This window comes from Acutalibacter sp. JLR.KK004 (genome assembly GCF_036941085.1).
Taxonomy (GTDB): Bacteria; Bacillota; Clostridia; order Oscillospirales; family Acutalibacteraceae; genus Acutalibacter.
Window position 1 is genome coordinate 212,811 of the sequence record NZ_JAYMNQ010000001.1, and the last position, 25,542, is coordinate 238,352.

General features: G+C 45.3%; 35 protein-coding genes, 1 tRNA gene and 4 pseudogenes. 14 read left to right on the forward strand and 26 right to left on the reverse strand.

All coding sequences use genetic code 11. The features are described from left to right. Positions 1–279 precede the first annotated feature (279 nt). The 5 genes from VSQ30_RS01250 to VSQ30_RS01270 all read right to left on the reverse strand — a co-directional run bounded on the left by VSQ30_RS01250 (position 280) and on the right by VSQ30_RS01270 (position 4,311). Positions 280–540: a helix-turn-helix domain-containing protein gene (locus VSQ30_RS01250; protein WP_004081240.1), complete on the reverse strand. Its 261-nt coding sequence runs from the start codon at positions 538–540 to the stop codon at positions 280–282. After that, entirely contained in the window at positions 521–961 is a 441-nt protein-coding gene (locus tag VSQ30_RS01255; RefSeq protein ID WP_334461460.1) for a sigma-70 family RNA polymerase sigma factor, read from the reverse strand. The genes VSQ30_RS01250 and VSQ30_RS01255 overlap by 20 nt, the downstream gene beginning before the upstream one ends. A 504-nt stretch (positions 962–1,465) precedes the next feature. Further along, complete coding sequence (locus VSQ30_RS01260; RefSeq protein ID WP_334461462.1) at positions 1,466–2,710, reverse strand: MFS transporter; 1,245 nt, start codon at positions 2,708–2,710, stop codon at positions 1,466–1,468. A gap of 85 nt (positions 2,711–2,795) precedes the next feature. Then, positions 2,796–3,389, reverse strand: coding sequence for a uracil-DNA glycosylase family protein (locus VSQ30_RS01265; RefSeq protein ID WP_016301058.1), 594 nt, complete (start codon positions 3,387–3,389; stop codon positions 2,796–2,798). Between the two features lie 4 nt (positions 3,390–3,393). Continuing rightward, entirely contained in the window at positions 3,394–4,311 is a 918-nt protein-coding gene (locus VSQ30_RS01270) for a helix-turn-helix transcriptional regulator (protein WP_016301059.1), read from the reverse strand. 149 nt (positions 4,312–4,460) lie between these two features. Between VSQ30_RS01270 and VSQ30_RS01275 the strand changes: the two genes are divergently transcribed. Further along, a complete protein-coding gene (locus tag VSQ30_RS01275; protein WP_002590580.1) occupies positions 4,461–4,814 on the forward strand; it encodes a helix-turn-helix transcriptional regulator in 354 nt (117 codons plus the stop codon). Between the two features lie 10 nt (positions 4,815–4,824). Here VSQ30_RS01275 and VSQ30_RS01280 read toward each other — a convergent pair whose 3' ends face one another. Then, positions 4,825–5,211: a hypothetical protein gene (locus VSQ30_RS01280; protein WP_334464899.1), complete on the reverse strand. Its 387-nt coding sequence runs from the start codon at positions 5,209–5,211 to the stop codon at positions 4,825–4,827. Here VSQ30_RS01280 and VSQ30_RS01285 point away from each other — a divergent pair. Further along, positions 5,123–5,329, forward strand: a pseudogene (locus VSQ30_RS01285) (plasmid mobilization protein); the annotation flags it as partial. The gene VSQ30_RS01280 and the pseudogene VSQ30_RS01285 overlap by 89 nt on opposite strands. Positions 5,330–5,414: 85 nt before the next feature. Here the strand turns inward: VSQ30_RS01285 and VSQ30_RS01290 are convergent. Beyond that, positions 5,415–5,633, reverse strand: a complete 219-nt coding sequence (locus VSQ30_RS01290) for a hypothetical protein (RefSeq protein ID WP_161880199.1) — start codon at positions 5,631–5,633, stop codon at positions 5,415–5,417. A 331-nt stretch (positions 5,634–5,964) separates the two neighbouring features. Here VSQ30_RS01290 and VSQ30_RS01295 point away from each other — a divergent pair, with 331 nt between their 5' ends. Both VSQ30_RS01295 and VSQ30_RS01300 read left to right on the forward strand, forming a co-directional pair. Then, positions 5,965–6,141 carry a putative motility protein gene (locus VSQ30_RS01295; protein WP_334461463.1) on the forward strand — a complete coding sequence of 59 codons (177 nt, stop codon included), beginning with the start codon at positions 5,965–5,967 and terminating at the stop codon, positions 6,139–6,141. Positions 6,142–6,226: 85 nt separating this feature from the next. Then, positions 6,227–6,412: a DapH/DapD/GlmU-related protein gene (locus VSQ30_RS01300; protein WP_502876262.1), complete on the forward strand. Its 186-nt coding sequence runs from the start codon at positions 6,227–6,229 to the stop codon at positions 6,410–6,412. On the opposite strand, the gene VSQ30_RS01305 is transcribed toward VSQ30_RS01300, so the two are convergent. The 6 genes from VSQ30_RS01305 to VSQ30_RS01330 all read right to left on the reverse strand — a co-directional run bounded on the left by VSQ30_RS01305 (position 6,327) and on the right by VSQ30_RS01330 (position 11,403). After that, positions 6,327–6,563 carry a helix-turn-helix domain-containing protein gene (locus tag VSQ30_RS01305; RefSeq protein ID WP_334461465.1) on the reverse strand — a complete coding sequence of 79 codons (237 nt, stop codon included), beginning with the start codon at positions 6,561–6,563 and terminating at the stop codon, positions 6,327–6,329. The genes VSQ30_RS01300 and VSQ30_RS01305 overlap by 86 nt on opposite strands. Before the next feature lie 553 nt (positions 6,564–7,116). After that, positions 7,117–7,944: a phosphoribosylaminoimidazolesuccinocarboxamide synthase gene (locus VSQ30_RS01310; protein ID WP_334461466.1), complete on the reverse strand. Its 828-nt coding sequence runs from the start codon at positions 7,942–7,944 to the stop codon at positions 7,117–7,119. 22 nt (positions 7,945–7,966) lie between these two features. Then, on the reverse strand, positions 7,967–8,686 hold the full coding sequence (locus tag VSQ30_RS01315; RefSeq protein ID WP_334461467.1) for a class I SAM-dependent methyltransferase: 720 nt from the start codon (positions 8,684–8,686) through the stop codon (positions 7,967–7,969). 27 nt (positions 8,687–8,713) lie between these two features. Beyond that, a complete protein-coding gene (locus VSQ30_RS01320; protein WP_334461212.1) occupies positions 8,714–10,021 on the reverse strand; it encodes an IS4 family transposase in 1,308 nt (435 codons plus the stop codon). Positions 10,022–10,114: 93 nt separating this feature from the next. Continuing rightward, positions 10,115–10,273 carry a helix-turn-helix transcriptional regulator gene (locus tag VSQ30_RS01325; protein WP_334461468.1) on the reverse strand — a complete coding sequence of 53 codons (159 nt, stop codon included), beginning with the start codon at positions 10,271–10,273 and terminating at the stop codon, positions 10,115–10,117. A gap of 809 nt (positions 10,274–11,082) precedes the next feature. Further along, a complete protein-coding gene (locus VSQ30_RS01330; RefSeq protein ID WP_334461469.1) occupies positions 11,083–11,403 on the reverse strand; it encodes a hypothetical protein in 321 nt (106 codons plus the stop codon). Between the two features lie 559 nt (positions 11,404–11,962). Between VSQ30_RS01330 and VSQ30_RS01335 the strand changes: the two genes are divergently transcribed. Both VSQ30_RS01335 and VSQ30_RS01345 read left to right on the forward strand, forming a co-directional pair. Then, positions 11,963–12,039 (forward strand) — tRNA-Arg (locus tag VSQ30_RS01335). A 700-nt stretch (positions 12,040–12,739) separates the two neighbouring features. After that, positions 12,740–13,195, forward strand: a pseudogene (locus VSQ30_RS01345) (ParA family protein); the annotation flags it as partial. Here VSQ30_RS01345 and VSQ30_RS01350 read toward each other — a convergent pair. Next, positions 13,159–13,515 (reverse strand): annotated as a pseudogene (locus VSQ30_RS01350) (MATE family efflux transporter); the annotation flags it as partial. The pseudogenes VSQ30_RS01345 and VSQ30_RS01350 sit on opposite strands and share 37 nt — an antisense overlap. A 116-nt stretch (positions 13,516–13,631) precedes the next feature. On the opposite strand from VSQ30_RS01350, the gene VSQ30_RS01355 reads away from it, so the two are divergent. Together VSQ30_RS01355 and VSQ30_RS01360 are read left to right on the forward strand one after the other, a co-directional pair. After that, on the forward strand, positions 13,632–14,156 hold the full coding sequence (locus VSQ30_RS01355) for a PadR family transcriptional regulator (protein WP_334461471.1): 525 nt from the start codon (positions 13,632–13,634) through the stop codon (positions 14,154–14,156). Positions 14,157–14,166: 10 nt separating this feature from the next. After that, positions 14,167–14,356: pseudogene (locus VSQ30_RS01360) on the forward strand (cysteine-rich KTR domain-containing protein). Between the two features lie 12 nt (positions 14,357–14,368). On the opposite strand, the gene VSQ30_RS01365 reads toward VSQ30_RS01360, so the two are convergent. From VSQ30_RS01365 to VSQ30_RS01395, 7 genes are all read right to left on the reverse strand, one after another. Continuing rightward, complete coding sequence (locus VSQ30_RS01365; protein WP_334464757.1) at positions 14,369–14,788, reverse strand: dTDP-4-dehydrorhamnose 3,5-epimerase family protein; 420 nt, start codon at positions 14,786–14,788, stop codon at positions 14,369–14,371. A 46-nt stretch (positions 14,789–14,834) separates the two neighbouring features. Then, positions 14,835–16,142, reverse strand: coding sequence for an IS4 family transposase (locus VSQ30_RS01370; RefSeq protein WP_334461212.1), 1,308 nt, complete (start codon positions 16,140–16,142; stop codon positions 14,835–14,837). 104 nt (positions 16,143–16,246) lie between these two features. Then, positions 16,247–16,450 (reverse strand): dTDP-4-dehydrorhamnose 3,5-epimerase family protein, encoded by a 204-nt coding sequence (locus VSQ30_RS01375; protein WP_334461473.1) that lies wholly within the window; start codon positions 16,448–16,450, stop codon positions 16,247–16,249. Further along, entirely contained in the window at positions 16,437–17,456 is a 1,020-nt protein-coding gene (locus tag VSQ30_RS01380; protein ID WP_334461474.1) for an NAD-dependent epimerase/dehydratase family protein, read from the reverse strand. The genes VSQ30_RS01375 and VSQ30_RS01380 overlap by 14 nt, the downstream gene beginning before the upstream one ends. A gap of 275 nt (positions 17,457–17,731) precedes the next feature. Further along, positions 17,732–18,073, reverse strand: a complete 342-nt coding sequence (locus VSQ30_RS01385) for a hypothetical protein (RefSeq protein WP_334461475.1) — start codon at positions 18,071–18,073, stop codon at positions 17,732–17,734. A gap of 6 nt (positions 18,074–18,079) precedes the next feature. Continuing rightward, on the reverse strand, positions 18,080–18,310 hold the full coding sequence (locus tag VSQ30_RS01390; protein ID WP_334461477.1) for a hypothetical protein: 231 nt from the start codon (positions 18,308–18,310) through the stop codon (positions 18,080–18,082). A 121-nt stretch (positions 18,311–18,431) separates the two neighbouring features. Beyond that, entirely contained in the window at positions 18,432–18,692 is a 261-nt protein-coding gene (locus tag VSQ30_RS01395) for a hypothetical protein (RefSeq protein WP_334461478.1), read from the reverse strand. Between the two features lie 319 nt (positions 18,693–19,011). Between VSQ30_RS01395 and VSQ30_RS01400 the strand changes: the two genes are divergently transcribed. Then, positions 19,012–19,200 (forward strand): Arc family DNA-binding protein, encoded by a 189-nt coding sequence (locus tag VSQ30_RS01400; protein WP_334461479.1) that lies wholly within the window; start codon positions 19,012–19,014, stop codon positions 19,198–19,200. Beyond that, the gene (locus tag VSQ30_RS01405) at positions 19,169–19,309 is read left to right on the forward strand and encodes a hypothetical protein (protein WP_334461480.1); all 141 of its coding nucleotides are present in this window, start codon (positions 19,169–19,171) and stop codon (positions 19,307–19,309) included. The genes VSQ30_RS01400 and VSQ30_RS01405 overlap by 32 nt, the downstream gene beginning before the upstream one ends. A 296-nt stretch (positions 19,310–19,605) precedes the next feature. Here the strand turns inward: VSQ30_RS01405 and VSQ30_RS20580 are convergent, their stop codons facing one another. The 5 genes from VSQ30_RS20580 to VSQ30_RS01430 form a co-directional block, all read right to left on the reverse strand. After that, positions 19,606–19,737 (reverse strand): helix-turn-helix domain-containing protein, encoded by a 132-nt coding sequence (locus tag VSQ30_RS20580; RefSeq protein ID WP_350339951.1) that lies wholly within the window; start codon positions 19,735–19,737, stop codon positions 19,606–19,608. A gap of 372 nt (positions 19,738–20,109) precedes the next feature. Next, positions 20,110–20,265 carry a hypothetical protein gene (locus VSQ30_RS01415; protein WP_334461484.1) on the reverse strand — a complete coding sequence of 52 codons (156 nt, stop codon included), beginning with the start codon at positions 20,263–20,265 and terminating at the stop codon, positions 20,110–20,112. 1 nt (position 20,266) lies between these two features. After that, positions 20,267–20,938 (reverse strand): ABC transporter ATP-binding protein, encoded by a 672-nt coding sequence (locus VSQ30_RS01420; RefSeq protein ID WP_334461486.1) that lies wholly within the window; start codon positions 20,936–20,938, stop codon positions 20,267–20,269. Beyond that, positions 20,935–22,152 (reverse strand): peptide ABC transporter permease, encoded by a 1,218-nt coding sequence (locus VSQ30_RS01425; RefSeq protein ID WP_334461487.1) that lies wholly within the window; start codon positions 22,150–22,152, stop codon positions 20,935–20,937. Before VSQ30_RS01425 ends, VSQ30_RS01420 begins: the two co-directional genes overlap by 4 nt. 435 nt (positions 22,153–22,587) lie before the next feature. After that, positions 22,588–23,064, reverse strand: coding sequence for a hypothetical protein (locus VSQ30_RS01430; RefSeq protein WP_334461489.1), 477 nt, complete (start codon positions 23,062–23,064; stop codon positions 22,588–22,590). On the opposite strand from VSQ30_RS01430, the gene VSQ30_RS20585 reads away from it, so the two are divergent. The 4 genes from VSQ30_RS20585 (at position 23,050) to VSQ30_RS01445 (ending at position 25,324) form a co-directional block, all read left to right on the forward strand. Continuing rightward, on the forward strand, positions 23,050–23,277 hold the full coding sequence (locus tag VSQ30_RS20585) for a phenylalanine--tRNA ligase beta subunit-related protein (protein WP_350339940.1): 228 nt from the start codon (positions 23,050–23,052) through the stop codon (positions 23,275–23,277). The genes VSQ30_RS01430 and VSQ30_RS20585 overlap by 15 nt on opposite strands. Further along, on the forward strand, positions 23,246–23,428 hold the full coding sequence (locus VSQ30_RS01435) for a hypothetical protein (RefSeq protein ID WP_334461490.1): 183 nt from the start codon (positions 23,246–23,248) through the stop codon (positions 23,426–23,428). The genes VSQ30_RS20585 and VSQ30_RS01435 overlap by 32 nt, the downstream gene beginning before the upstream one ends. Positions 23,429–23,652: 224 nt before the next feature. Further along, positions 23,653–24,012, forward strand: coding sequence for a BlaI/MecI/CopY family transcriptional regulator (locus VSQ30_RS01440; protein ID WP_334461491.1), 360 nt, complete (start codon positions 23,653–23,655; stop codon positions 24,010–24,012). A 10-nt stretch (positions 24,013–24,022) separates the two neighbouring features. Next, positions 24,023–25,324: an IS110 family RNA-guided transposase gene (locus tag VSQ30_RS01445; RefSeq protein WP_334461493.1), complete on the forward strand. Its 1,302-nt coding sequence runs from the start codon at positions 24,023–24,025 to the stop codon at positions 25,322–25,324. Positions 25,325–25,542: the final 218 nt, after the last annotated feature.

Here is a 25,542-nt window from a genome sequence, read left to right on the forward strand (position 1 = left end):
TCATTGTATATTCTGCGCTGTCGTCGCCCGCAAGCCGCTACACTTGCTTTCCGGCGCGGTATTGGTCGCTCGGCTGTCCGGGCGGGGTAATCCCTCCCGGATAGCGTCATGGCGCACCCGCCGTATGGCTCGGCGCAAAAGGAACGTATCCGATTTGCCCTATGCTGCGCCGCCGTTATCTTGCGCCGCTTTCTTTGTCAAGGTTCAGAATGGCTTTGCTGCCGCGTCAGCAGCGGAACGGAAAAGGGGGAGAGAGAAAGCGTCCCGCCGCCGTTGCGGTTATTCCTCTGCCTTAAAGGTGAGGACAGCCATCATCAGTTTTGCTTGCAGCCGTTCCCGAATGTCGTGGTCTACGCCAAAATAGACGTTCCCGCGCTCGTCGTACAGCTTCCGCATGGAGAGGCGGGCTATGTAGCCGCTGAAATGCTGCAAGACAATCTTCATAGCGTCCGGGTCGCCCTTTGTCGCTGCCACAATGACAGGATAGGGAACAAGGGCTTTTTCCGGGTAGCCGGGTTCGTTACCATTCGTCCCATTCATCAGCATTTTCCTCCAGATATTTTCTTAATTTCTCAAAAGAGCTTGTCCGCCTGTACTGTATCGTGCTTCTCGACGTATTGAACAGCTTCGCAATCTCGGTATCGTTCATTCCCTCGAAGTAATACAGCAATATGGCTTTGCGCTTTTCTTCCGGCAAAGTACGGATTGCTTCAAGAAGCAGCTTTGGCGTGATTTTCTTCCCGGCTTTTTCAAAGACGGTTTCGACAGTTTCCCGTTTGAAATATTCGTCAAACGTATGAAGCTGCCGCGCTTCGTCTAAGGTCATGTCGGAAAAGGTCACTTCCTTTGCCTTGTGTCTGCGAAGCTCTCTATGAGTGTCGCACGCTTCATTGTGCAGCACCGTATTACAAAACTTCTGAAAAGCACATTGTTTGTAAAACTCCTTGCTATTAGGTTCCACATTCTCACCTCCTTTCTCGTTGGAAAGTTGGTGGTGCTTCCCCCTTTTCGCGGGGCAATACGGCGTTTTTGAAAAACGCCGAAGATTTTTTGAAATTTCTTCAAAAAATTTTTTGAGCAGCAAAATACGCCTGTCCGAAAAGCTCGAACAGGCGCATAGGTATTGTAAGCAGTATTTAGATGATTAGACAGTTCGTGTTTATAGGCGTGATTTTCCCCGGCGGCGGTCGGGCTTTTTTTGATATGTCAATGACCGTCGGATTTTGTCGATACGGTATATGCTTCATGGCGGCTACCTCCTTTAGCCGCCGCTTTTAACAGTGATACCGCGTCATTTCTTGAGAAGATAAAAAGAAACGGCGGCTTTGATTTTTCAAAAGCCGCCGCGTCAAAAAGGGCGTGTGAAAATATCTCTGCTGTACGACGGCTTTTTTTCTTTTGCCGTCGTGCGGCAAATATTGTTGTAACGATATTATCAAAGGTTTTAGGTTACAAATTTGATATTCTACAAATGATGATAAGTTTTTTTGCCAATATAGCCTATGACCAATATTGCGATTGAGGTTAAAAACATTATAACGGGAAGATGATTTATAAACTTTTCATATAGATAGCCATAGAGCAAAATACCTATGGGTAGGGCAATGCTTACTATTGCAGAATAAAAAGACATGATACGTCCTAACATATTATCGGGTACATTTTGCTGAATGGCTGACATAATATAAACCCCTGCTATACTTGCACTTATAAAAATAATAATGCTAATAATTACAAATATGATATAGGTCAAGTTTGCAGAAAGATTGAACAATAGGCTACTGCCAAAAGCTGCTATTGATATTCCCATAATCCAAAACAGACGATAAATTTTTTCTGTTTTGAATTTATTAGCAACCATTCCGGCAACTATCCCGCCTACAAGTCCGGCAGCTCCCATAAAAGCCTGTGACAGACCATTTAATACAGAACTTAAATCAAGTACAACTCGAATTATGAATGGTGCGCCTGTTGCAATCAACGGCTGTATCAATAAAACAAAAGCAGCATTTAGGAGAATTGCTTTGAATACATATACTTGTTTTGATGTTAGGAAATGAAAACTTTCGCTCAAGTCATTTTTTATTGCGTGTAATGGTTTGCTGATTGGGGATAATGTAATCTGTGGTATTTTTATAAACGCTTCAAGGATAGCGGCAGAGAAAAAACAAATGGCACATCCCCAAAAAACAATTCGTACATCCTGTAAATATGCTTTTCCGATTGCACTATAAAGCAGTCCTGCCAATAATGGCCCAATTAGATTAGCGAGCATATTTATCTGGCTGACAATGGCATTGGACTGAATAAGGCTTTCTTTTTTTTGAATGAGTGGTATGCTGGATTGCACGACAGGAGTTTCAAAAGAAGATACAATCGACAATCCTACCATGATAACAGTGATTAAAACAAGCACATTAGAAAACGATAATGAAAGCACTAATAGAATAGCCATAATACCATACAGGCTATCTAAGGCAATCATAAGATTTCTTTTATCATTTCGGTCAGCCATAATACCGCCGATAGGAGATAGAAAAATAGGTGGTAGATAGCTTATCGCTTTAATCGTTCCAAACAAAGCAGCAGAACGGGTCAAATCAAGTATCAATAAAGATACAGTAAATTTGAGTAAGACGGTTCCAAACATAGATGAAGCCTGTCCTATTATCAAAAGTATAAAATTTCGGTTCAATGTTTTTGTTTTCATATCCTACCTCTTAAAGTTTTTTCTTTAATTATAAAAATGAAAGCCTGACAGTGGTTGTCAGGCTTTCAAAATCTTTATAGGGGTTTTACTTGATTATTTCCAACATAGTAGCAATATCCTCGGTTGCCATTGCTACTTTTGACTTTTCGATTAAGATATTCCCTCCTGTCATTATGTATGACGGCATTATCCGAATACCCTTATAATAAATTTCGCTATTCCGCAATTTATAGGTGGAAACGGCGGGAACAGCGTTTTTCTTTGTTGACTTTTTCGTAATCATGTTAAAGGCTTTCTTTGCAACATCTCCCATAAGCATAATAACCTTTGTGTTGGGGAATAAAGAAAGCTCTGCTTCTAAATATGGCAAGCTACTTTCAATACTGCTTTTGTCAATGGCATATTCTGTCTTTGGGGTTTTTACTGCATTTGTGATATAAATACCCATTTGTAATATGTCTTGTATAGAAGTAACTGCCGTTCCCGCTCCTTGCAAAAGGGGGATAGTTGTTTTCAGATAATCAGCGTCGGGCAGCCCATAAAAATCCTGTAAAGGGTCAGAGGGAACAACTTCATTTATCATAATTGCTTTAATCGTAAGAGGGGGAATATCAATATTGTTTAGATAAATACTGTTTGCTATACCTACTTTTGTTTCAAGTTCTCTTTTAATGTTCATATTTTTATTCTCCTTTATGATGTTCTCTTGCAGCCTCATGTTTTGCTTTCAATGTTTGACGAATAGATTTAGGCTGAATTATTGTTACTTTGTTTCCAAATGACATAAGGAAATCATAAAGCCAATCATTTTCTGGCAGAGTGAGCTTAACAGTATATCCGTTTTCATGCTGTGTAATAGCTGTATCGTCCAACGTATCAAATAACCTGTACCCAACATCTAAAGCAAATTCTAATTCTAAGTCTATTAAATTCCCGATTTCTTCTGGCTTTGGAAAAAGAGAATGATATTGGTATGTTTCTGTCTTGCGTTCAAAATGTACTTCGGTTAAAATAAGGTTTTTTATTCTTGAAAGACGAAACAATCTGTTTTCGCTTCGTGATAGACAAAAAGCGTACAAATACCATGCCCTGTCTTTATAAACTAATTTATATGGATATACATTTCGCCTGTTGTTATTCCCAGTAGAATTATGATAATCAAAAGTGATTTCGCGGTTTTCTAATATAGCTTGTTTTAATTGTCTAAACAATCTATTTTCGTTTTCCGCAACACTACCCCAACGTGAAAAATCCACATCAATCCAGTCCGTTAAACCGATTTGAAAAATCGCACCGAGTTTGTTCAAAACAGTGTCTACTTCTGGATATTGAACGGCTGATAAACTTTGCAAACTGGATAATATTTCTAATTTCTCACTATCTGAAAAAAAAGATTTATTGAGGACGTAATCATCAAGAAACTGTATGCCGCCGTTTCTTCCAGTCGTAACATAGATAGGAATACCTGCACTACTTATAGCGTCTACATCACGATAAATTGTGCGGACGGACACTTCAAATTTTTCTGCTAATTCGGGAGCCGTAGCACGTCCCTTATCCAATAGATAATACAAAATTCTGAACAGTCTGCTTTCTTGCAACTCATCACCTCCATAGCTTGATTATATTATAATAACCTTGACAACACTATGTCAAGGTTATTATATGTTTTATTTTGGCTAATTGATAGAACTGTGTAGACATATCCAAGAAGAAAGGTGAACAGTAAAATGTAACAGGGTGAATAACTATGGCAAAAAGACCAGTACCGAAATACGACTTCAAGGCTTTTGGGGCAGCGATAAAGGCGGCGCGGACAGGGCGCAAGGAGAGCCGCAAGAAAGTAAGCGACGAAATGTTTATCTCGCCGCGCTACCTTGCGAACATTGAGAACAAGGGGCAGCACCCAAGTTTGCAGATATTCTTTGAGCTAATGCTCCGCTACAATATATCCGTAGACCAGTTCCTTTTGGAAACGCCGCCAGAGAAGAACACGCAGCGGCGGCAGCTTGACGCGCTCCTTGACGGTATGAGCGATAAGGGCATACGGATTGTGAGTGCAACGGCAAAGGAGATAGCGGAAGTCGAAACAGAGGGCAGATGAAATGTGTCCGTCAGAATTGAATAAGGTTTAGAGAGCGTTGTAATCTTTTTTTGAGGATTGCAGCGTTTTTCTTTTGCGGAAGTTTGGCAAAACCGGGCATAGCTCCGTAGTAAGGGATAAGGGCATAAGGGATAAAAACATTCGTAGCAAGCATAGGAAGCGGGTACCCACTTCCGTATTTTCCCCTCCCGCGCTGCGGCGCGTCGGTTGAAAATTGCTTGTTGGGAAGTGTCCCAAACCCTCGGAACGGAAAGGAAAGGAGCGAATACATGAACGGACGCAAAAGAACGGTGCAAATCAAATTCAGAGTGACGGAAGCGGAACGGGATTTAATACTGGAAAAAATGAAGCTCGTACCCACCCGGAACATGGCGGCATATCTGCGGAAGATTGCCATTGACGGGTATATCATTCAGATAGACCATGCCGATATAAAGGCAATGACCGCAGAGATACAGAAAATCGGTGTCAACGTCAACCAGATAGCCCGACAGCTTTCCCCTTCTGCCCACAGCCGGGCGATCTCCTGCCGCCGCTGCTGCCTCTGCCGCTCCTCCTCCGTCAGTTCTTTAAATGCTTTTGCCATGGAGCCTCCTTTCCTTACGCTTCATGGTACACGCAGGGGACATGTTCTCCCTCCGGGCAGTCCGCCCAGGCGTCATAGATACGGAAATTCCGGGGATTATGCCCCGCCTCCCGCTTTCTGCACCTGGCGATATACCCTTTCGCAGTTTTAATGCTGCTGGCAAAACCCCAGACGTGGGAATACCCGCCGCATACCTTCCTGTCGCTCTCGTACTCCATGAAATACTGCTTCATACCGTTCCCATTCCCTTTCCGGAAAGTGTCTAAAACAATCCTGCGACTCCCTCCGCAAACTTAGTCCCTGCCCCAAATTTCGGAAGTTTTACCCATGTGTGGGATATTCACTTGCCAGCCTGAAACGGCTCTTTCTCTACAATCCGTTTTCTGTTGGTTTTGTCTGCCTCTCACACTGCCTGTAAATAAAAAATTGTTTTAGACGCCTTTCTCAAAGTGTCTAAAACAATTATGACATCCGCCACGGGCGTGAACGCGTCATATTGTTGCTTGACTTTCCAAGTGCAAAAGCCTATAATAACAATGAGTACATTATAAGGAGGTTTTGGCCATGGACATGATGAACAGTATCGCTTCTGCCAGCATGAGCATGAGCGCTGCGATGTTTCAACAGAATTATTCCATTGCTGTCACCAAGAAGATGATGGATACCGAAGAGCTGGCTCTCCAGGAGCTGCAGGAAATGCTGCCCCCTTCCAGCCCGTATAATTTCGACATCCGCGTCTGAGTTTGTACTGTACAAAAAAGCCCGCCGCCTTTTTCTCAAGGCTGGCGGGCTTTTCTATAGCAGATCCAATGCACGTCCCATCGAGATAGAGAATAATGTCTGGATTGGCAGCGGCTGTATCCTTCTGCCGGGAGTTACCATAGGAGAAAACAGTGTGACAGGGGCTGGAAGTGTTGTACATCGCCCTAGCCGGACTTCCAGAGGGTTTCGTTCCAGTCGAGGTGTTTCTCTCCTGTCTCGCTCTGCGAATAGTGGCTGCGGCTCGTCCTGACCGCGCGGCTGAACGCCTGCTGGGTGTAGCCTTTGGCCTCGCGCAACCGCTGCAGAACGACGGGAGAGATAACGGCTTTTCTGTGCTCCAAAGCGGTTATAAGCGCGAAGGAACACAGTAAGAACGGCCTGAAGGTTTTCCAGCTTTCCACGCAAGCTGGAGAACCTCAGGGCTGCTCTGGGTCTTTTTGTGCGTGCCTACAATCGGTTCGGAGCGGCCAAGGCTCGCTTTCGGGTGCTCTCCCCTCTCTCCCAACCTCCTTTTTCTCTTCTCGATTTTTTTAACTGTTCGCTTGGACACTCCCGCCTGAAGCATAGCCCTGCAAACCCTTTTGAAAAAAAGGTTTGATCCTAGGGCTTGTTTGAAAATAGAGGAAATGACGAATTTTTGATTCAGAAGTGGTCAGATTCCAGGAAAAAACCGCAAGCCAACCTGCCGGTTGGCGAGGATTTTTGACGCAGAATATGGCCGCTTATGGGCCAAAAAACAGCGTTTTCGATTTTTCAAACAAGACCTAAAACCACTTATCCAAATTGATGAATTTCTTTCTATAAACTCCTCGCTTTGGGCACTCCCCATCGTTCAAAACTAGAGTAGCAAAACAAATTCCGCGCAGCAGAGAAGTTTCCCCTTTTTGTACAGGCATCTTGAATTCCTTTTTCCGATGGTTTACTTCAAGCAAGGCTATCCCGCCTTGCTATCTGCTAATACTCATTCTTGCCTGTAAGTCGTCGGAAACATTCCCTATAAAGCCCCTCAGTAGTGTGCACGATATCCTTCGGCAGCGCTGGCCCAGGCTCTACTCCATCCAGCCCATTGTCTGTAAGCCAATCCCGCACGAACTGCTTGTCAAAGCACTTTGGCGATATGCCCGTCCGGTAGTCCTCCGCTGCCCAAAACCGGCTGGAATCCGGTGTGCAAATTTCATCGCCCAAGGTGAGAGTACCATCTCCATCATACCCAAACTCGAATTTTGCGTCTACAAGGATGATGCCCTTTTGTAAAGCGTGTGCTGCACAGGTTTCATAGAGAGCAAAGCTGATTTTATAGATTTTTTCTGTCTCATCAGGGCCCAAATCCTGCCGCAGCTTTTCCATTGATATATTTTCATCGTGCCCCGCGCTGTTCTTTGCCGCAGGCGTCAGGACAGGCTCCGACAGCTTTTCTGCCAGTTGATACTTGTTCCCATTATAACTCCCAGCCGCCTGATACTCTTTCCACAAGCTGCCAAACATATAGCCCCGCACGATGAATTCGTAAGGCAGCATGTTCAGTTTCTTAACCAAGACTGTGCGCTTTTGGCAGGGCTGGGGCAGCCCCGCAGGGTTAGCTGAAAGGATGTGGTTTGGCACAATAGCGCGGGTATAATCAAACCAGAAATTGCTAATCTGCGTAAGCGCCACTCCTTTGTCTTTTATAACGGAGTCCAGGATGACATCGAATGCCGAGATCCTGTCCGTAGCTACGATGGCCAGTTGGCTTTCTCCCGTTTCGTAAACTTCTCTTACTTTGCCGGAAATAATTTTTTTCATAGGCTCATCCCTTTCCGAATACTCAGATCACGGCGGTCTGCTTGATAGCGTACAGGGTGTCCATGCAATGCCTATGCGGGGAACCGCCGCTCATGCAGTCGAAAATTTTCTCCTCGCAGTGGACGATGAGCCAGTCGGCGTAATAAGTGAAAAGCTCACCGGACACCCATTTATAACGGCCCTCCCGCTGGTCGGATTCCGTAATGAGGAAGGGCTTCCTCACAAATACGTTCAGGGCATGAAGCCCGGCATCTGTTGTGTGCGCCTGGTAATTTTCCAATATCTCCCGCCGCAGCTCTTGAGAAATGTAGTGCAGAGAGCCAGAGCAGAACACAATATCAAAATGGCTGTCCAGCCGGAAATCACGCAGATCAGCCCGGAAGAAGTTGATATCCACCTGAACCTTTTCGGCAAGGCGTTTTGCCTTGTCCAACCCCAGGTGTGCCGCGTCAAAAGCGGTGACGCTGTACCCATTGCGGGCAAAGAACACCGCGTTTTTCCCTTCGCCGCAAGCCACATCCAGCAGGCGCAGAGGCTTTATGGGAGGACAAAGCTTCATTATCTCATAACACATAGGAGAGGGCTGCACGCCCCAATAGTAGCCATCGGCCTTATAGCGTTCTTCATAGTCGGTAATGCGTTTCTGCTCTGCCGCATAGCCCATCAGTTGATCAATGCTGCAGTGCAGGACATTGGCCAATAGGGGAAGCGTGGAAATGTCTGGCAAGGAGTTCAATGCCATTAAGTTAAGCGCCCCCAAAGAGCCCCGCTATCGTGCCGGAAGATAAAACCAAGAAATCCGATTACCCGAGGAAACAGGTCTCTGGAAAGCCCGTCCCCGCCTTACCGGAAAGCGTTTTCTGTAAAGCAACCCTTCCAGTTCTCGAAAAGGTTTCCGTAAGAAAGCACAGCAGGCAAAGACAGCGTCGGAAAAATTGAGGCGCTGTTTTTGTTTTGTGTTGTGGCAGGAAAGCTTCACGTTCCAGGCTGCTGCCTGTGCAAAGTTAAAAATCAGGAAAGCAGCAAAAACCTCCTGTAAAATAAGTTCTGGAATTTTGGAGTGGAGATGAATGAGCGCCACTGAATATTTCAGGCTGCGGAAAGATGTTTCGATGCCCCAGCGTTTGGCGTAAAGAGCTTTCAAAGTTTCGGGCGGAAATTGATTTTTATTCAGATTTGTCAGGAAGGTTTCCGTTTTTCCATTGCAGAAATTTACGCGTACGATACGGAAAGAAAGCCGGTAAAAGCCAACGCTTTCTACAGGCAGGAAATCGAAAACACGCTGACTTGTAAGCTTATAATAATCTGCCGGAACAGGGATATTTCTTGTTTCCAGTTTTCGTTTTGTGAGGCGCCCCAAAGTGAGGCTTGCGGGTATATCAAATTCGGGAAAACAAGGAAGTTTTACACCAAAAACCGAATCCCTTTCCTTCAGGCGGATGACATATTTCCATCCCCGGTTTTCCAGATGCGCCAAGTTGTTCAGGGACGCATAGTTCCGGTCAGCTAAAAGGATAACCGGCTCTGAAATCCGCGAACGGTCTGTCATTTCACACAGAGCTTTGCCTTCATTTTTCTCGTGTTCCTTTTGGACAATTAAGTCTGTATAAATGCCGTTTTCCAAGTCAAAAAGAGCGTTTATCAGGTGCTTGTTCCAACCGTGCTGGCGGTCTGTTCCGGGCAGATAAGAAAGCAAATCTGCAGGGTATGCTGATGATTTCAAGGACGTTCCATCCACTGCCAGCAGCCGATATCCCCGGTACTTCTTTTCGGGGGTAAGTGAATTTGAAAAGCTGTGAAATAAGTCCTCCAAGGCTTTAGGCAAAAGCTTTTTCCGCTGCTGCACAAAGGCGGAGGCAGAAGGTGTTTTTTCTTGAAAACGGAAAGCTTTCATGAGATTTTTGCCCACGCTTTCACAGCTCATGGTGAGCAAGAAGAAAATGATATTTTCAAAATCCAGCGCCCTGCGGCGGGTGAAATCCCGTCCCGGCCGGCTGGCGTAAATTTGGGGATTCTTTCCCATTTTCCTTACCTGAGACAGCAGCTTTTTTCGTAAGTTTTTTGCGGTTTGTTTCATTTTATAAGCCCCTTGAAGTTTTTATTTTTCAAGGGGCTTCGCCGCATATTTTTCTCATTTTGTCAAGGGCTTTTTGCCGGTTTCTTTATCTTTTTACAAAATGCTTAACTTAATGGCATTGGGCAAGGAGTTACCATTCTCCCATTTAGAGACAGCCTGGAAAGACACCTTTACTGAGTCTGCCAGTTGCTCCTGGGTCAGCCCTTGCTGCTTCCGCAGGGTATGTATGTTCCTGCCAACCTGATTGCCCATAACATCCGCTCCTTTCAAGGCCAGTATAGCATAAAAGAGGGAATAAGGGTATAACTTCATTTGCGAATTCAGAGGGCAGGTTCAACTGTGGGTAGAATAGGACGTGTACGGCCGAATTCTCCCATAAATGAGGCGGGTTTTGCACCATCGGATAAAAAAGCAGGCTAAAGCTCGGGCCTCCATACAGATAGCAGGAGAAAGGCGGGTGGGTTGCGCTGCACCCATCCGCCAATTCACAACGCCGGTCGTTTCAAGGGATTCCGGGCTTTCTAGTGCAAAATCACGATAAGGGTTGCTAATGAGAATTTGGGGTGAAATGTGGGGTTGCTATCGCGAAAAACGACGGGACTGCGAGGAATTTCCAGGGGTTGCAAATGAAGTGCAGATGTCCTACAAAAGTCCTCCCTTTTGAGGGAGGGCAAGCATGAGCGCAAACTATCCTGCGGATAGTTGTATCCGACGTTGTCGGACGGAGCGATTACCGGGCAGTAGCCCGCGCCCACTGTTTCACAGGCCAAGCTCCTGGCTCAATATTTGCGTTGCAAAAATAGAATACGGCCTTTGGAGATCCGGGAATATCAGCGCAAAAAGCAAGAAAAATGTCAATGGACTTCCCCAGCAAGGCCACGCCCGTCACATAAAAAGCGAAGGATAGAGAGGAAGAAGGCAGGTGCAAAAGAGCAGAAAACATATGAGCCTTTATGGAAACTTTCTTGTGATGGCAGGCAAGGAAGTTTTTATGGACAGCCAGTGCGAATTTGTGTAAAACATTCATGGCGCGGTTGGCGTTTTCGCTCAGAAAGCGGCAATCATCTCCCGAAAAAGCCACATCCGTTGCCTTGCGGAGACATCCCGCGTTCTTCTCTACAGTCTGGGATCTGTCCGTTTCCTTTGCGCTGAATCCCCTTGCGGCAGGTTTCCCGCTGGAAGTGCATGGCATCGGCGGTGACTGTTTTCCTCTCGACATCCAGATAGGTGGGCATCTCTTGGAAAACGGGGATCTCGCTGGTTTTCTCATAAATGGCCTCTTGCGCCAGCACCACGCCGTTTTCTGTCACATATGCGCTGAGAATCTGCAGCAGGCTGTGGGGGTTCCCCTGATTTTGCTGTACCGCGAATGGACTTTCCATCCACGGCGATCACTTTCCCCGCAGTGCCGAACCGCATACGGAGAATATCCAAAACAGCACCGCCTATTTCCTTGCCATTGACAGCGCTTAACATTTTGGCAAAGGCTGCTTTTGAGGAAATTGCCTGTATTCCGAATTTTTTCTCCCAGAAATCCTTCCTGCTTTTGGTGTATATCACCAAATCTCCCCATGTATCCAACCTGCACAGCACCGCGCATATTACGATAATAAATATGTCCAGCGGATATTTTACATCACTTGGATGCCGCTTGTATTCTATTTCTGATATCCCAGGGCGTGATTTCTTTCGGAATTTGTATTGACAAACCATCCAACATGCTGTAAAATATTATGCGTATTTACTGCATCTTAAAAAGCACTTGCTTATTACAGGGCAGGAAGATATATGTTCTCCTGGGAAGGCAGTAAAAAATTTTTCATAAATGCCGCTATAGCTCAGCAGAATAGAGTGTCCGCCTCCTAAGAAAGTGTTCCAACGCTCGCCTTGGGAGGGCAAGGGAAATGTTGCAAGTCCCACAATTTCATAGTTTTTATAAATGTTTCCGTAGCTCAGTTGGATAGAGCGACCGCCTCCTAAGCGGTAGGTCGGGTGTTCGAGTCACCTCGGGAACGCCAAAAACCCCGCCGAAAACCCTGTAAAATCAAGGTTTTCGGCGTTTCTTATTTTCCGAGAGAAATCGGACAGATAGCAAAGTGCGATTAGCAAAAGCCCATCTTGCTAATCAGACGCTCCAGAGAAAAGTCGAACTTTGATTTTTTCGTTCATCGGTTAGCCTGCTTCGGATTGCTAATGATTAGCAGGATTTTTGCCGAGTTTGCTAATCAAAATGCCTTTCCTGCTAATTTCCCGAAAAAAGCTGCTAAAAATCGTGCTAATTTGAAAGGCGATAGTTCCAAGTTCAATAGCCTGTTTTATAGGTTTACCTGCTACCAGATACGGCACATTTGAGTATTCCATCGCTTCTATATATAATGGAAGCAGGAAAGGACGGTGAGTTGCATGAGAGAAAGGAAAACTCACATATATGTGGATAGCCAAGAAAGAACATTGCTTTTACATAGCCTTGTGGAGCTGAAAAATCAGCTCATACGGCAAGGCAGATACGGGGACTGCGTTGACGAGCTTATCTTCAAGGTAGCCAATGCCCCCGTCAAGAGAGTAAAAATTGAATATGTCTAAGGCACATCTTTATGAAGCCGCTTATTCTTAACCCTTTTAAGAGTAAGCGGCTTTTTTGCGTTCTGCGTCCTCTGATACAGTTACATAGCCGCCTTTGACAAAGCGGCTAAATCTATGCGAAAGGAGGACGCACCCATGTCAAATTGCAAAGTAATCGCTTTAACCAATCAGAAAGGCGGTGTCGGCAAGACCACCACGGCAGTCAATCTGGGCGTAAGTCTGGCACAGCAGGGCAAGAAAGTCCTGCTCATTGATGCTGATGCACAGGCAAATCTAACCATGTCCCTCGGCTACCACAGACCAGACGATTTACCAGTCACACTCTCCACCATCATGCAGGACATCATTGAGGACAATCCCATAGATGTTCAGAAAAGTATCCTGCACCACGGTGAGGGCGTTGACCTGTTACCGTCCAATATTGAGCTGTCGGGCTTGGAAGTAAGGCTGATTAACGCCATAAGCCGTGAAAGTGTGCTAAAAACCTGCGTGAACGAGGTCAAGAAAAACTACGACTATTGTTTAATAGACTGTATGCCGAGCCTTGGTATGCTCACCATCAACGCACTGGCGGCGGCTGACAGCGTGGTTACTGATATGCTACTGTATAAAGCGGTACTTGCCACTTTATCCGCATTTTCCTTATCACCAAGACCTAACAATCGGGAAATATAGGAAGCTGCACCGTTGCCGAACAACAAACCAAGACCAACGACGACCTGTCCGAGAGGATAAACCACGGAGATTGCCCCCATCTGGCTCTCTCCTAAACCGCCCACGAAATAAGCATCCACGAGATTATAGAAAGCATTGACTAACATACCAATCATTGTCGGAATGCCCATTGCCAAAAGTGCTTTAGGTATGGATGCACTGCCGAGCAGCTCCATTTTTTTACTTTGACTGTTCATTATTTGCTCCTTTCACTTGACAAATAGTATTATTTATAGTACTATAAAATATAGTAATTGCGTCGCAGGATTTATTCTACTATAATTTATAGTACTTGTCAAGAGCAAAAGTTTATATGGCAACCATTGATTTAATTGTGTTGGGGATGTTAAAAAGGGAGTCTCTGAGTGCCTACGACATTCAAAAACTGGTGGAATATCGCAATATTTCAAAGTGGGTAAAAATCAGCACTCCATCCATTTATAAAAAGGTTATTCAGTTGGAGGAAAAAGGGCTTATTACAAGCCGTACCGAGAAAGATGGGAAAATGCCCGAAAAAGCGGTCTATAGCCTAACGGACGCAGGAAAAGAAGAATTTGAGAAGCTGATGTTTGAAATATCTTGCAAGCCCATCAACATATTTTTGGATTTTAATGCTGTTATTGTTAATCTGGAAAGTATGTCAAAGAAAAACCAGAAAGAATGTCTGGATAATATCGAAAGCAATATGAATGTGCTGAAAACCTATCTGGAGGAAAACATTGCTTTGAAAGAAAATGCTCCCGATGTTCCTGCCACGGGCATGGCGGTTTTACGACAACAGTTCCTCTTGGTACAGGCAATCGAAGAATGGATTACAGAGCTTAAAAAAGGATTATAGTAATTTTAATATGGATAAAACGAAATGGGCATTATGCCCTCTTTGTGGAAACAAAACCCGTAATAGAATTAGAGAGGATACTATATTGAAAAACTATCCGCTTTATTGCCCAAAGTGCAAGCAAGAAGTTCTAATTGAAGTAAAGAATTTGCAAGTAACAATCATCAAAGAGCCAGACGCATAAGACGCAGAGCCGATGAACGAGTGAGAAATCACCGTTTGTCGGTTCTTTTCTTTTTACATAGGCAGGACAAGCCCACCGAATAAAAAAAACGATGTATCGGTGAGCTATTTTGCCATGCTTTGAACACTCTCCGACTTCGTTTTTGAAGTTTGGAGGGATTTTTTATTGCCTGCAAGCAACGGCTTCTATTTACATATACCATGTCGAGGATGGACGGATAGAAAACCTCCCCGCATTTATAGAGGACAACCGCATCTTCCAGCGTCAGGAAGCCATGGGCACAGCCCACTGGAACATACACTTGGTTGCATTCATCCCCTGTCAGATTAAAAGCCTGCCAACGCTTAAACATCGGACTGTCCTTGCGCAAGTCTACTACTACATCCCATATATGCCCAGAGATGCAACTTACCAGTTTGGGCTGCATTTTTCCACGCTGAAAATACAGCCCACGGAGTCAATGCCATTAAGTTAAGCGCCCCCAAAGAGCCCCGCTATCGTGCCGGAAGATAAAACCAAGAAATCCGATTACCCGAGGAAACAGGTCTCTGGAAAGCCCGTCCCCGCCTTACCGGAAAGCGTTTTCTGTAAAGCAACCCTTCCAGTTCTCGAAAAGGTTTCCGTAAGAAAGCACAGCAGGCAAAGACAGCGTCGGAAAAATTGAGGCGCTGTTTTTGTTTTGTGTTGTGGCAGGAAAGCTTCACGTTCCAGGCTGCTGCCTGTGCAAAGTTAAAAATCAGGAAAGCAGCAAAAACCTCCTGTAAAATAAGTTCTGGAATTTTGGAGTGGAGATGAATGAGCGCCACTGAATATTTCAGGCTGCGGAAAGATGTTTCGATGCCCCAGCGTTTGGCGTAAAGAGCTTTCAAAGTTTCGGGCGGAAATTGATTTTTATTCAGATTTGTCAGGAAGGTTTCCGTTTTTCCATTGCAGAAATTTACGCGTACGATACGGAAAGAAAGCCGGTAAAAGCCAACGCTTTCTACAGGCAGGAAATCGAAAACACGCTGACTTGTAAGCTTATAATAATCTGCCGGAACAGGGATATTTCTTGTTTCCAGTTTTCGTTTTGTGAGGCGCCCCAAAGTGAGGCTTGCGGGTATATCAAATTCGGGAAAACAAGGAAGTTTTACACCAAAAACCGAATCCCTTTCCTTCAGGCGGATGACATATTTCCATCCCCGGTTTTCCAGATGCGCCAAGTTGTTCAGGGACGCATAGTTCCGGTCAGCTAAAAGGATAACCGGCTCTGAAATCCGCGAACGGTCTGTCATTTCACACAGAGCTTTGCCTTCATTTTTCTCGTGTTCCTTTTGGACAATTAAGTCTGTATAAATGCCGTTTTCCAAGTCAAAAAGAGCGTTTATCAGGTGCTTGTTCCAACCGTGCTGGCGGTCTGTTCCGGGCAGATAAGAAAGCAAATCTGCAGGGTATGCTGATGATTTCAAGGACGTTCCATCCACTGCCAGCAGCCGATATCCCCGGTACTTCTTTTCGGGGGTAAGTGAATTTGAAAAGCTGTGAAATAAGTCCTCCAAGGCTTTAGGCAAAAGCTTTTTCCGCTGCTGCACAAAGGCGGAGGCAGAAGGTGTTTTTTCTTGAAAACGGAAAGCTTTCATGAGATTTTTGCCCACGCTTTCACAGCTCATGGTGAGCAAGAAGAAAATGATATTTTCAAAATCCAGCGCCCTGCGGCGGGTGAAATCCCGTCCCGGCCGGCTGGCGTAAATTTGGGGATTCTTTCCCATTTTCCTTACCTGAGACAGCAGCTTTTTTCGTAAGTTTTTTGCGGTTTGTTTCATTTTATAAGCCCCTTGAAGTTTTTATTTTTCAAGGGGCTTCGCCGCATATTTTTCTCATTTTGTCAAGGGCTTTTTGCCGGTTTCTTTATCTTTTTACAAAATGCTTAACTTAATGGCATTGGCCCACGGAGTACGCCTTTTTTGTTAGTGGAATAGAAAACTTCTTTCAAATTATCCTGTATACCGTGTTTTACAAACTCCGCCTGGTTATATTCCTTAACAAATCGGCCCCGGGCATCATCTGCAAAAAACGATTTTATTTCAAAGCAGCCAGGAATCGCCGACCCAATAAATTCAAATTTTCTCATTCCCAGCCTCCCTATTTTTTATCCATTCCATGGTGCGCTTTATCCCTTCTCCAAAGAGGACTTTCGGCACAAACCCTGTATCTTCTGTCAGCTTTTTTACCGAGAAACGGTCAGCAGGCAAGGATATCCCTGAATATGGCATATCCCCAAACCGCAATTCTCTTTCTGGTGCAAAAAGCGTTCCCATTTTCTCGATATACTCCCGTAAAGGCCTTGGCTTCCCAGTTCCTACAATATAACTGTATCCGGACACGCCAAACTTCCCTATAGCCGCTAAAGCCCTCGCTGTGTCCTCCACATGAATAAAATCATACAACTGTGTGCCGGACGTAAATTCCAGGGGTTCATGATGCAGAATTTTATGCAGCGTTGTATTTATGATAAACCGTAGGGAGGTGTCCCCCTCCCCATACACATTGGAGAGGACGGTCCATACATGTTCCAGGCCCCCTTGGACGGCAAGGGCCTTTGTGTAAAACCGGGCAAAATGCTTGCCTTCGCCATAAATGCAACTGGGGCTGACTTCCAGCCTGTCCGCATCCAGCTCGGCCAACGCTTCATATTCCCGCAAAGACCCTACGCCAACAAAACGGGAACAGCCTATTCCTATAGCTGCTTGCACAGCCTGCCCAGCGGCCTCCACATTTCCCAGATGTACCACTGGGTCAGAACGGGAAGGCCCTGCAATGCCGGCCCATGCAAGATGGTAAAACACGGACTGTTTTTGGGGACCGGCCAAGGCAGGCAGTCTGCCATATTCATGCAGACCGCATTCTATAACTTTGACTCCCGCACGGTTGTCCAACCATTCCGGGTGGCCGCCTGGCCGGACAACGGCTATTACATTATCACAGTTTTGGGCTAATTCCCTCACCAACCAGCGCCCAATGAAACCGGCCGCGCCTGTCACAATAGCCGGAGCTTTTCCTCCATCTCCTGCTGCGAAAGCGGGCGGCTTCCTATGCCGCCGATGGCATCGAAATTGAGTACAGACACGGGCTGTCACTCCCCTCGCAAACCGTAAATTTACAGGTTTACGAAGTGAAGTTTTTTCGGGTTTGGGCTTATCTTTTTTGCATATATACCACAAAGTTTCACAAGAGAGAACGGCATTTCACGTGCGTCTATAAAACCCAGTAATATCAACGCTTTGCGAAATGGCACATAAAATCCAGGCCTATATCAAGCCATGAAATATTGGGAAATTGTGCGCTAAATGTGCGCTAAAAATTTAGAAAAAGCTTGGGAATGCTCCCAAGCTCCTAACTCCACGAAAGCAGGCTAATGGAATCGTGCCCTTGCGTTCTTTGCATGGGCTAATCCCCTAAGTATCTGCTGCATGGCTGCATGATACAGCTTCTTGGGAAGCACAGGCCACAGGGCTTTCTGCCAGAATTGCGCCCGGCTTACCCAAGCCCCTGCCGCTTTCGGCGTAAAAAGCAAGCCTTGCCTGATTTCCGGGGGCAGAGCCTTAAACACTTTCTTCACAGCCCTAAAAGCGTCGCCTTGCAGCGCGCACCCTTCCAGGGTATCTGTAAATCCGCTACAGGCATCCCATACCGGAACCGCTACAGTGCCTGCCGCCTGTTTGTGCCTGCGCCTGAACATTTGAAACAGATTCACAGTATCTTATACCTCCCTTTTCAGCCCTGCCCTCTGGTAATCCCCGGCGGCCTCAATGTCCGCCAGGAAATCCCTACAGATACTCTCCAGCAAGTCACAAGCGCCATAAAGGGCATCGCTTAAGTCCCCGCTACTGCCCATCCCAGCATGAATAACGTGGAGTATAGCGCCGCAGGCGGTTAAGCGGCCTGCAATGTTATCCAGATTGCCCTCAGATATGATTTTATCATGGTTCATTGCTTTTCCTCCTTGATAATTTCCCCCGGGGCTGGTATAATAACTGTACCAGCCCTTTAGAGGGTTGTGTGCGGCTCTTATATAGCGCTTTTGACGGGGCGGCTATATAAGGGCTTTTCCTTTACGCCACGCAGAAGCGGCGGGCTGTGGTGGTCTTTGTGAACCGCTGGGCCACATCGGGTAGGGCTTTCTTAAGGGCCGCTGTGTCCAGGCGTGTGCTGGCAACCGGCTTCCAGGTCACTTTCCAGTCGGCCCCGGCGAGGGTGTCCACCCCCTGGGCCGTCATTTCGGCCTTTATGGCATCCTGCAAGCCCTCTATCTCTGTTTGCAGTTCCTCTGCCAGCCGCTTTAGTTCCCGCAGTTCTTTTACCTTCTCATTCATGGTATAGCCTCCTTTGATTTCAGCCTTCAGGAAGCGGCGGGGGGCGCTGTGCAGCTCTCGGCCTGTGCCTTTGCTTGCATCTCCTGTCCCGCTCTTACCTTGCCGCGTTTGCTTTCGACTTTGGCTTTCCCTCTTGCTGTGTCTATAGTATACTATATCGAATTCAATATATCAAGTGGTAGATTGCACAAATATCGAATGCGATATATGTATGAATTGTATATTGGATTCGATATATAAAGGTGGTATAATAGAGACATGAAGGGAGGTGGCTCCTATTCCAGCATCTAAAGCACAACAGAAAGCCGTAAGCAAGTACATGAAAGAAAACTATGATGTTTATCAAATTCGAATGCCAAAAGGCCGCAAAGCTGAAATCAAGGCCCACGCAGACAACAGGGGCGAAAGCATGAACAGCTTTATAGGCCGGGCTATTGATGAAACGATGGAGCGGGACAAGGAAGGAGGTGGCAACTGTGACGGCGAAAGAACTTCTGAACCTGATTGACTGGCTACGGAAACAAGGCTTTAAAAATGACAAAATCGTTGAGTGCTTGGAATCTGTAGAAGGTAGAGAGAAAATTCTGGTTGCAGATGAAAACAACCCCCAGGAATAAGCAAAAGGGCCAGGGAGCAATCCCCGGCCCTTCTACATCGCCATAAATCCATCTACAAGGCCCAGCAAGGCTGATTAACACGACAAACAAGGAAACAGCAAGGAAAGCACAATATCGCCTTGCAGAGCCTCACAGAGCCGTTCCCCGCCGCTTCCAGGCGTAAGCAAATCAAGCACATGCTTCTTTTGCTTAGCTTTGCCTGGTTTTGCTTAGCCTTGCTTTCTGAAAAAACCATTTGCTTTTCAGAAAAACCGTTCGGTTTCTCCAGGAGTTACACGCCCTTTTTTTACGTTCATTCAGCCCCCTGCTGCTCTGCCTATCAGGTAATCAACAGAAACATGGAAATAATCCGCAAGCGCTGCCAGGGATTCCAAAGTCGGCTGGCTTTCTCCCCGCTCATATTGGTGATGGGAGCTAAGGCCATTCATCAAGCGCAACAGGATATGACAAAAATCGCCCGACAGGTTACAAACCTGCCAGGCGAAAAATGAATTAATAGGGTTAGTATTCGCACCGTATAGTACACACTCATGGTTGCAATATCCCCAAGTAGGAACCAGGCTTTTTTTGATAGTGCAAATACTGTCGGATTGTGTCGAACGGCTATGTACTTCATGGCGGCTGCCTCCTGTCAGCCGCCGCACCTGCCAGCATTACCGCGTCATTCTTTTGGGGGATAAAAGAACGGCGGCTTTAATCTCTTAAAACCGCCGCATGTGACAAATAGGCATGGGAAATCAGTCTGCCCAGCAGCGGTTTTTTTCTTTTCTGCGGCTGGGCAGACTTGGCTTTATTGACTTCTATTTAGGCCATCCCAAATAAATCGCAATGAGAACAAATAATATTCCGAGTGCGATAAGGATTATAGGCCACCCCTTTTGCTTTCTGCGGGAAATCCCGATTGCAACAAACAATATCCCCAGCAGCATTGAGGCAATCATCGCAAAAAATCCCATTTTATTTACTCCTTTCAAGATGTATTACTCTATCATGGCGATTGGCTATGTCCAAATCATGAGTTACAGTAATAATAGTGGTGTTAAACTCTTTGTTCATGCTAAAAAGCAAGGTTACAATTCTTTCTCTGTTCTCCACATCCAGGGATGCCGTAGGTTCATCAGCCAAAATAATTTGAGGTTTCATGATAATCCCTCTGGCAAATACAGCTCTGGCCTTTTCTCCGCCGGAACATTCAAGAGGTTTCTTTTTTAGTATGTGTCTGATCTCAATCGCACTAACGACAGTATCGAAATCCTCAATCTCCCCAACACCCTTTTTGTCAGGACTGGCATAGAGAAACGGCAGTTTGATGTTATCTTCAACCGTCAAAGAGTTAATGAGTGCCGACTCTTGAAGAACAAAACCAATCCGTTGATTTCGCCATTGCGCTAACTGGCTTGTATGTAACTGATTTGTCGGAGAACCGAAAAGCGTATATTCACCGGAATAATTTCGATCAAGCAATCCAACGATATTGAGCAAAGAACTCTTGCCTGCTCCCGACTCGCCTACAATAGCGATTTTTTCACCGGCGGCGACTTCAAGCCTGAAATTATTTAGTATTGAAATCTGCGCCTTTTTGCTCTTATAGATTTTTTCTTTAACGCTTAGATCAATAATCTTCGTCATTGCAATACCCCCAAGGAGATTGGAACCTTTTTGATTTTCCACAACATACTTTCGACAACAATTATTCCGATAGCAATATCAGAAACGACCACCAGCAACAACGCCAGCCAGTCCATTCCTATCAAGCAAAACAATCCGTAAGTGGCAAAGGTGGCGTCTTTTCTTAACCAGCACCCGTATCTGTTAAAGGCGGTAAATATAGAAATCAGTGCTACATTAACGAGGGAGAGCATCCCGAAATAAACATAAAAAATTCTTTTCAACTTCGAGTAGCTCAATCCAACCAACAGATTGATTGTAAAATCCTTCAGCATTAAGCGAACGCTCACTAATGCGTTCCAAACAGAAAGACAAGTTATGACGATCAGAAGAATAACGGTTGTTATGAGTATGATTTTTAATGAATGAAGATAGTATTCGTTGAAGTAGTCATAATTTTCCTTTTGGCTAAAGAAATTAAAGTTCAAAACCAAATTGTCTTTGATAACCTTGCTCAAACTTGCTATTTCTTCTTTTGAGGCGTCCAAAAGTATAATATCCATGAGGCCGTTAAATTGGATGTCCATGCTCGCATGATTGATAAATTCCTCATTCACAGGAAAGAGAATCGAGAAATTGTAGTATGACTTGGAATTGAGGGCATAGAAATTGGAATGGTACGCATTTTGCTTTAGCACGCCCTGAACCTTTAGAGTCAGAGGCCGTCCAAGAACAGATTCTTCCATTTCTATTGTTGATCCAACGGGATATGTATTGCTTAACCCTTTTCCTATTAAAACAGGGATTTCCCCATCTAATTGATAATCAAAATACAAATCTGTCCCTTGCGACAGCTCAAATTCATTTAATCTATAATACTGCTCGTTCATATAGCCCAATGATACTTTCATATCATCACTGTTGGGAACGGCTACCATAAACCCGTCTGTGTAGAACGCATACTTAAAGTTACTGTTCAAATAGTCATATACTGCTTGCGTTCTGTTTTCGTCAATGATGCCCATATCAATAGGACTATCCGGGTCTAAGTTAGCGATGTAGACCCCCTCTTGATTTACATATTTTGTTTCTTGATACCCTTGAAATGTTGACAAAACGGAACGAGCAGCAGTAAAGGTTATGTAATTCGCCATGCACAGCAGTAGCATTATGCCTATCCCAAGAATCGCTTTTCTTAAAAATATTTTTGAAACAATAAACTTAAATATTTTCATATTTCCGTACCTGCCTTGCACTGATTAGTATATATGTGACAAGAATAAGGACTAAATAAAAATTGTTGGCTAAATTGAAACCCAAACGGAGATTTTCCAAAGCGGACAGAAGATAAACGAAAATGAGTATCGCGATACAGTCCAGCATATATCGAATTGTGATGGTAGGCACAGTACCACCCACAAGTATTCTGCAAAATATTTCTGTCTTTTTTCTTTCCAGCATTTGATAATGGAAAACTATCACAATGAACGTAAACGCCGAAACGATCAAGGGCTGGTAGTCAATAAAATTCTTCAAAAAAGCCTTTAGAATATAAGCATCCAAATCCAAAGTCTTTGCATAGTCCAAAAGCAAATTTAGAGAAAAGCAGAAAATATATGCAACACTTAGCTCTAACATATCCGTTAGTCTAAACAGAGATTTTTTCATGTCTATCCCCTCGAAGTGTTCAGCTTTGCTTTATAAAGAGATTTTCCCATCAACATCGCAAAATAAAGAAGCATAGCAACCAGGATGATAATGCAAAAATCTCGTTGTGATGAATATGTCGTAAAGTTAAGTCCTTTTGTGCAAAGCTGCGCTGCCATATAGGAAATGGGGAACGGTATAGCCCTCTCAATCCAAACAATGATTGCTTGCTTATTTCTTAATAGAAATCGTAGAATTGCAAGTACAACAAGGGCAAGGAAAGCTAATAGGAAATACGGCATTAAAATCAATCTTGGCAGGGTTACGCCGTTTTCTTCCGTATTTTCTTTTGGCCCATAAATGAGTACATCCTCGGAGCCGTCGTTTTGAGTATAGAAAATCTGGATTTTAGTTTCTTGCTCAAAAGGTATCACCATATTTTGTTTTCCGCGATTAGACAAATATAAGTCCCAAGTTGTTGTCCAATGTTGCTGAAACATCAGAGCATTCCGTTCATCAATCAGGTGGTGGATATTTACAACGTCATTTCAATGGAAAGCCGTCTTTGCGTAGCAGCGCACAATCTGGACAAAGTTGACGGAAATTTGACAGTTCGATTTTCGGATGGAACAGAAACGTATCTCGCTCTCGGGGCCGAGCAGCCAGTTCCTATGAAACCACATGAATATTGCTATGCTGGCCGTCATGTGTGAGCAGAAAAAGCCCTACTGGGACAACATCACCCTCAAGGGACAGTCTCTCCGCAAATACTTCCCCCAGAGCTATACTCCCTTGCAGATCGAGAAGATCATCTATCGTCTGTTGGACCAGTGGGCGGCGGGCCAGCAGAAGAAAGCCGGATAAAACATAACAGACCCAGCGTACATAGCGGACAAAGGATTTTCAAAATCCCTTGTCCGCTATTTTATATGGTGCAGAAAACAAAGGGGATTTATCCCATGGCGATTTCAGGTATCACATTATGATTTTTGTTTTAAGACCAAAGTAGTATTGACAAGTTTTTAAGACTGTGGTAGTATTTAGGTGTAGCGGCTACTACCACAGTCTTAAAAAGGAGGTGTGACTGAATGGACATTAAACTTTTCGACTCTGAGCTGAAAGTGATGTCTGTCCTTTGGCGCGATGGCGATGTCCCCGCAAAATATATCGCTAAACTGCTGACTGAGGAGTTGGGCTGGAATGTCAATACGACCTATACCCTAATCAAGCGTTGTATCAAAAAGGGTGCGATTGAACGCTCCGATCCCGGCTTTATGTGCCATGCGCTTGTGCCGCAGGAGGATGTGCAGGAGGCAGAAACGAATGAGCTGATAAACAAGGTGTATGACGGTTCTGCCGACAAGCTGTTTGCGGCTCTGCTGGGAAGGAAGAAATTAAGCGCCGAACAGATCGAAAAGCTGAAACAGATCGTCGGCGACTTGGAGTGAGGTGGAGCGAATGAGCCTGCTGCAAATGAGTTGCGCGGGGGCTGTGATGATCCTGGCTGTTATCGTTATACGGGCTTTGGCAATCAATTTACTGCCTAAAAAGACATTCCTGGCCTTTTGGGGAATAGCGGTCATGCGGCTGTTGCTCCCGTTCTCAATTCCCTCTGCGTTCAGCGTGTATTCGCTGATAGGCGATCACATCCCCACAACAGTCCCGGCAAAAATCCCGCAAGCCATTGAGATGCTCCCGGTCGAAACAAACGGGCAGATGTTTACTATGCCCAGCGGCATTTCAAATATGGCAAGCCCCATCCGTGTGACCGTGTTGAATCCGCTACTCATCAAGCAGAGCGGCGGAGGTTCCATCCGCAAGGTCAAGACCGATAAAGCAGACGCTATGAAAATCGCCAAGTACGCTCTTGACAACTGGGTGGATCTGCGGGAATACCCCCCTATGGGAGCGATCAGAGAACAACTGAAGCTGTACTCCCGCCAGTACGATCTCTACATGAAGAATGCGGTGGCGCTGCAAAACAATCTCATTTCTCTTACGGACAAGACTTTCCCAGGGGTAAACGAATTATTTTCCAGCCCGGAACGTGCGGACGGAAGCCAGAAGTGGATCGATTTTGTTATTACATTCTGGCATTGCGAGTGTATACGCCTTGTCGGCGAGACGGCTTTCATAGAGCGTTATCGCAAGTGGTGTAAACGAAAAGGCTATCATTTCAGCCCACAGAAAGCAGCAAGTTTGTACATAGACAGCCTGGGTCTTATCGCAACACTGCCCAAGAGCAGCAGTACCAAACTGCTCATTAATACCGCGGCAAAAGAGCTTGCCTTCGTTAAGGCTGCGCTGGCCGTCCTACGCGCCGAAATGGCCCGACTGGCCCAGCAGCTCCCGGAGTATGAAACGGTCCGGGCCATGTACGGTGTGGGCAAAACCACTGCCGTCCAGTTGATGGCAGAGATTGGCGATGTGCGCCGGTTCCCTCGCCGTAGTTCCATCGTGAGTTCTGCCGGCATCGATCCGGCGGCGGATGACTCAGGCAAGCACATCTCCAAGAGCAATCCCACAACGAAGCGGGGCTCTCCTCACCTACGCAAGACATTATACCAGATTGTTTATACCTATCTCCGCAAGGCTCCCTCTGACGAGCCGGTGTACCAGTTCCTGGACAAAAAACGTCCCGAGGGCAAGCCTTATTTTGTCTACATGACCGCTGCTCAGAACAAGTTCCTGCGCATCTACTACGCTAGGGTCAAGGAATGCGTCAACGCTACTGACAATCAGGAAATTGCCAAACTGTAACTGAATCTGTGAAGCTACTTATTTCGCTCTGCAAAAATCCGGTTTTGCAGGCTTAGGGCTTGTTTGAAAAATCGAAAACGCTGTCTTTTTGCCCATAAGCGGCCATATTCTGTGTCAAAAATCCTCGCCAACCGGCAGGTTGGCTTGCGGTTTTTTCCTGGAATCTGACCACTTCTGAATCAAAAATTCGTCATTTCCTCTATTTTCAAACAAGCCCT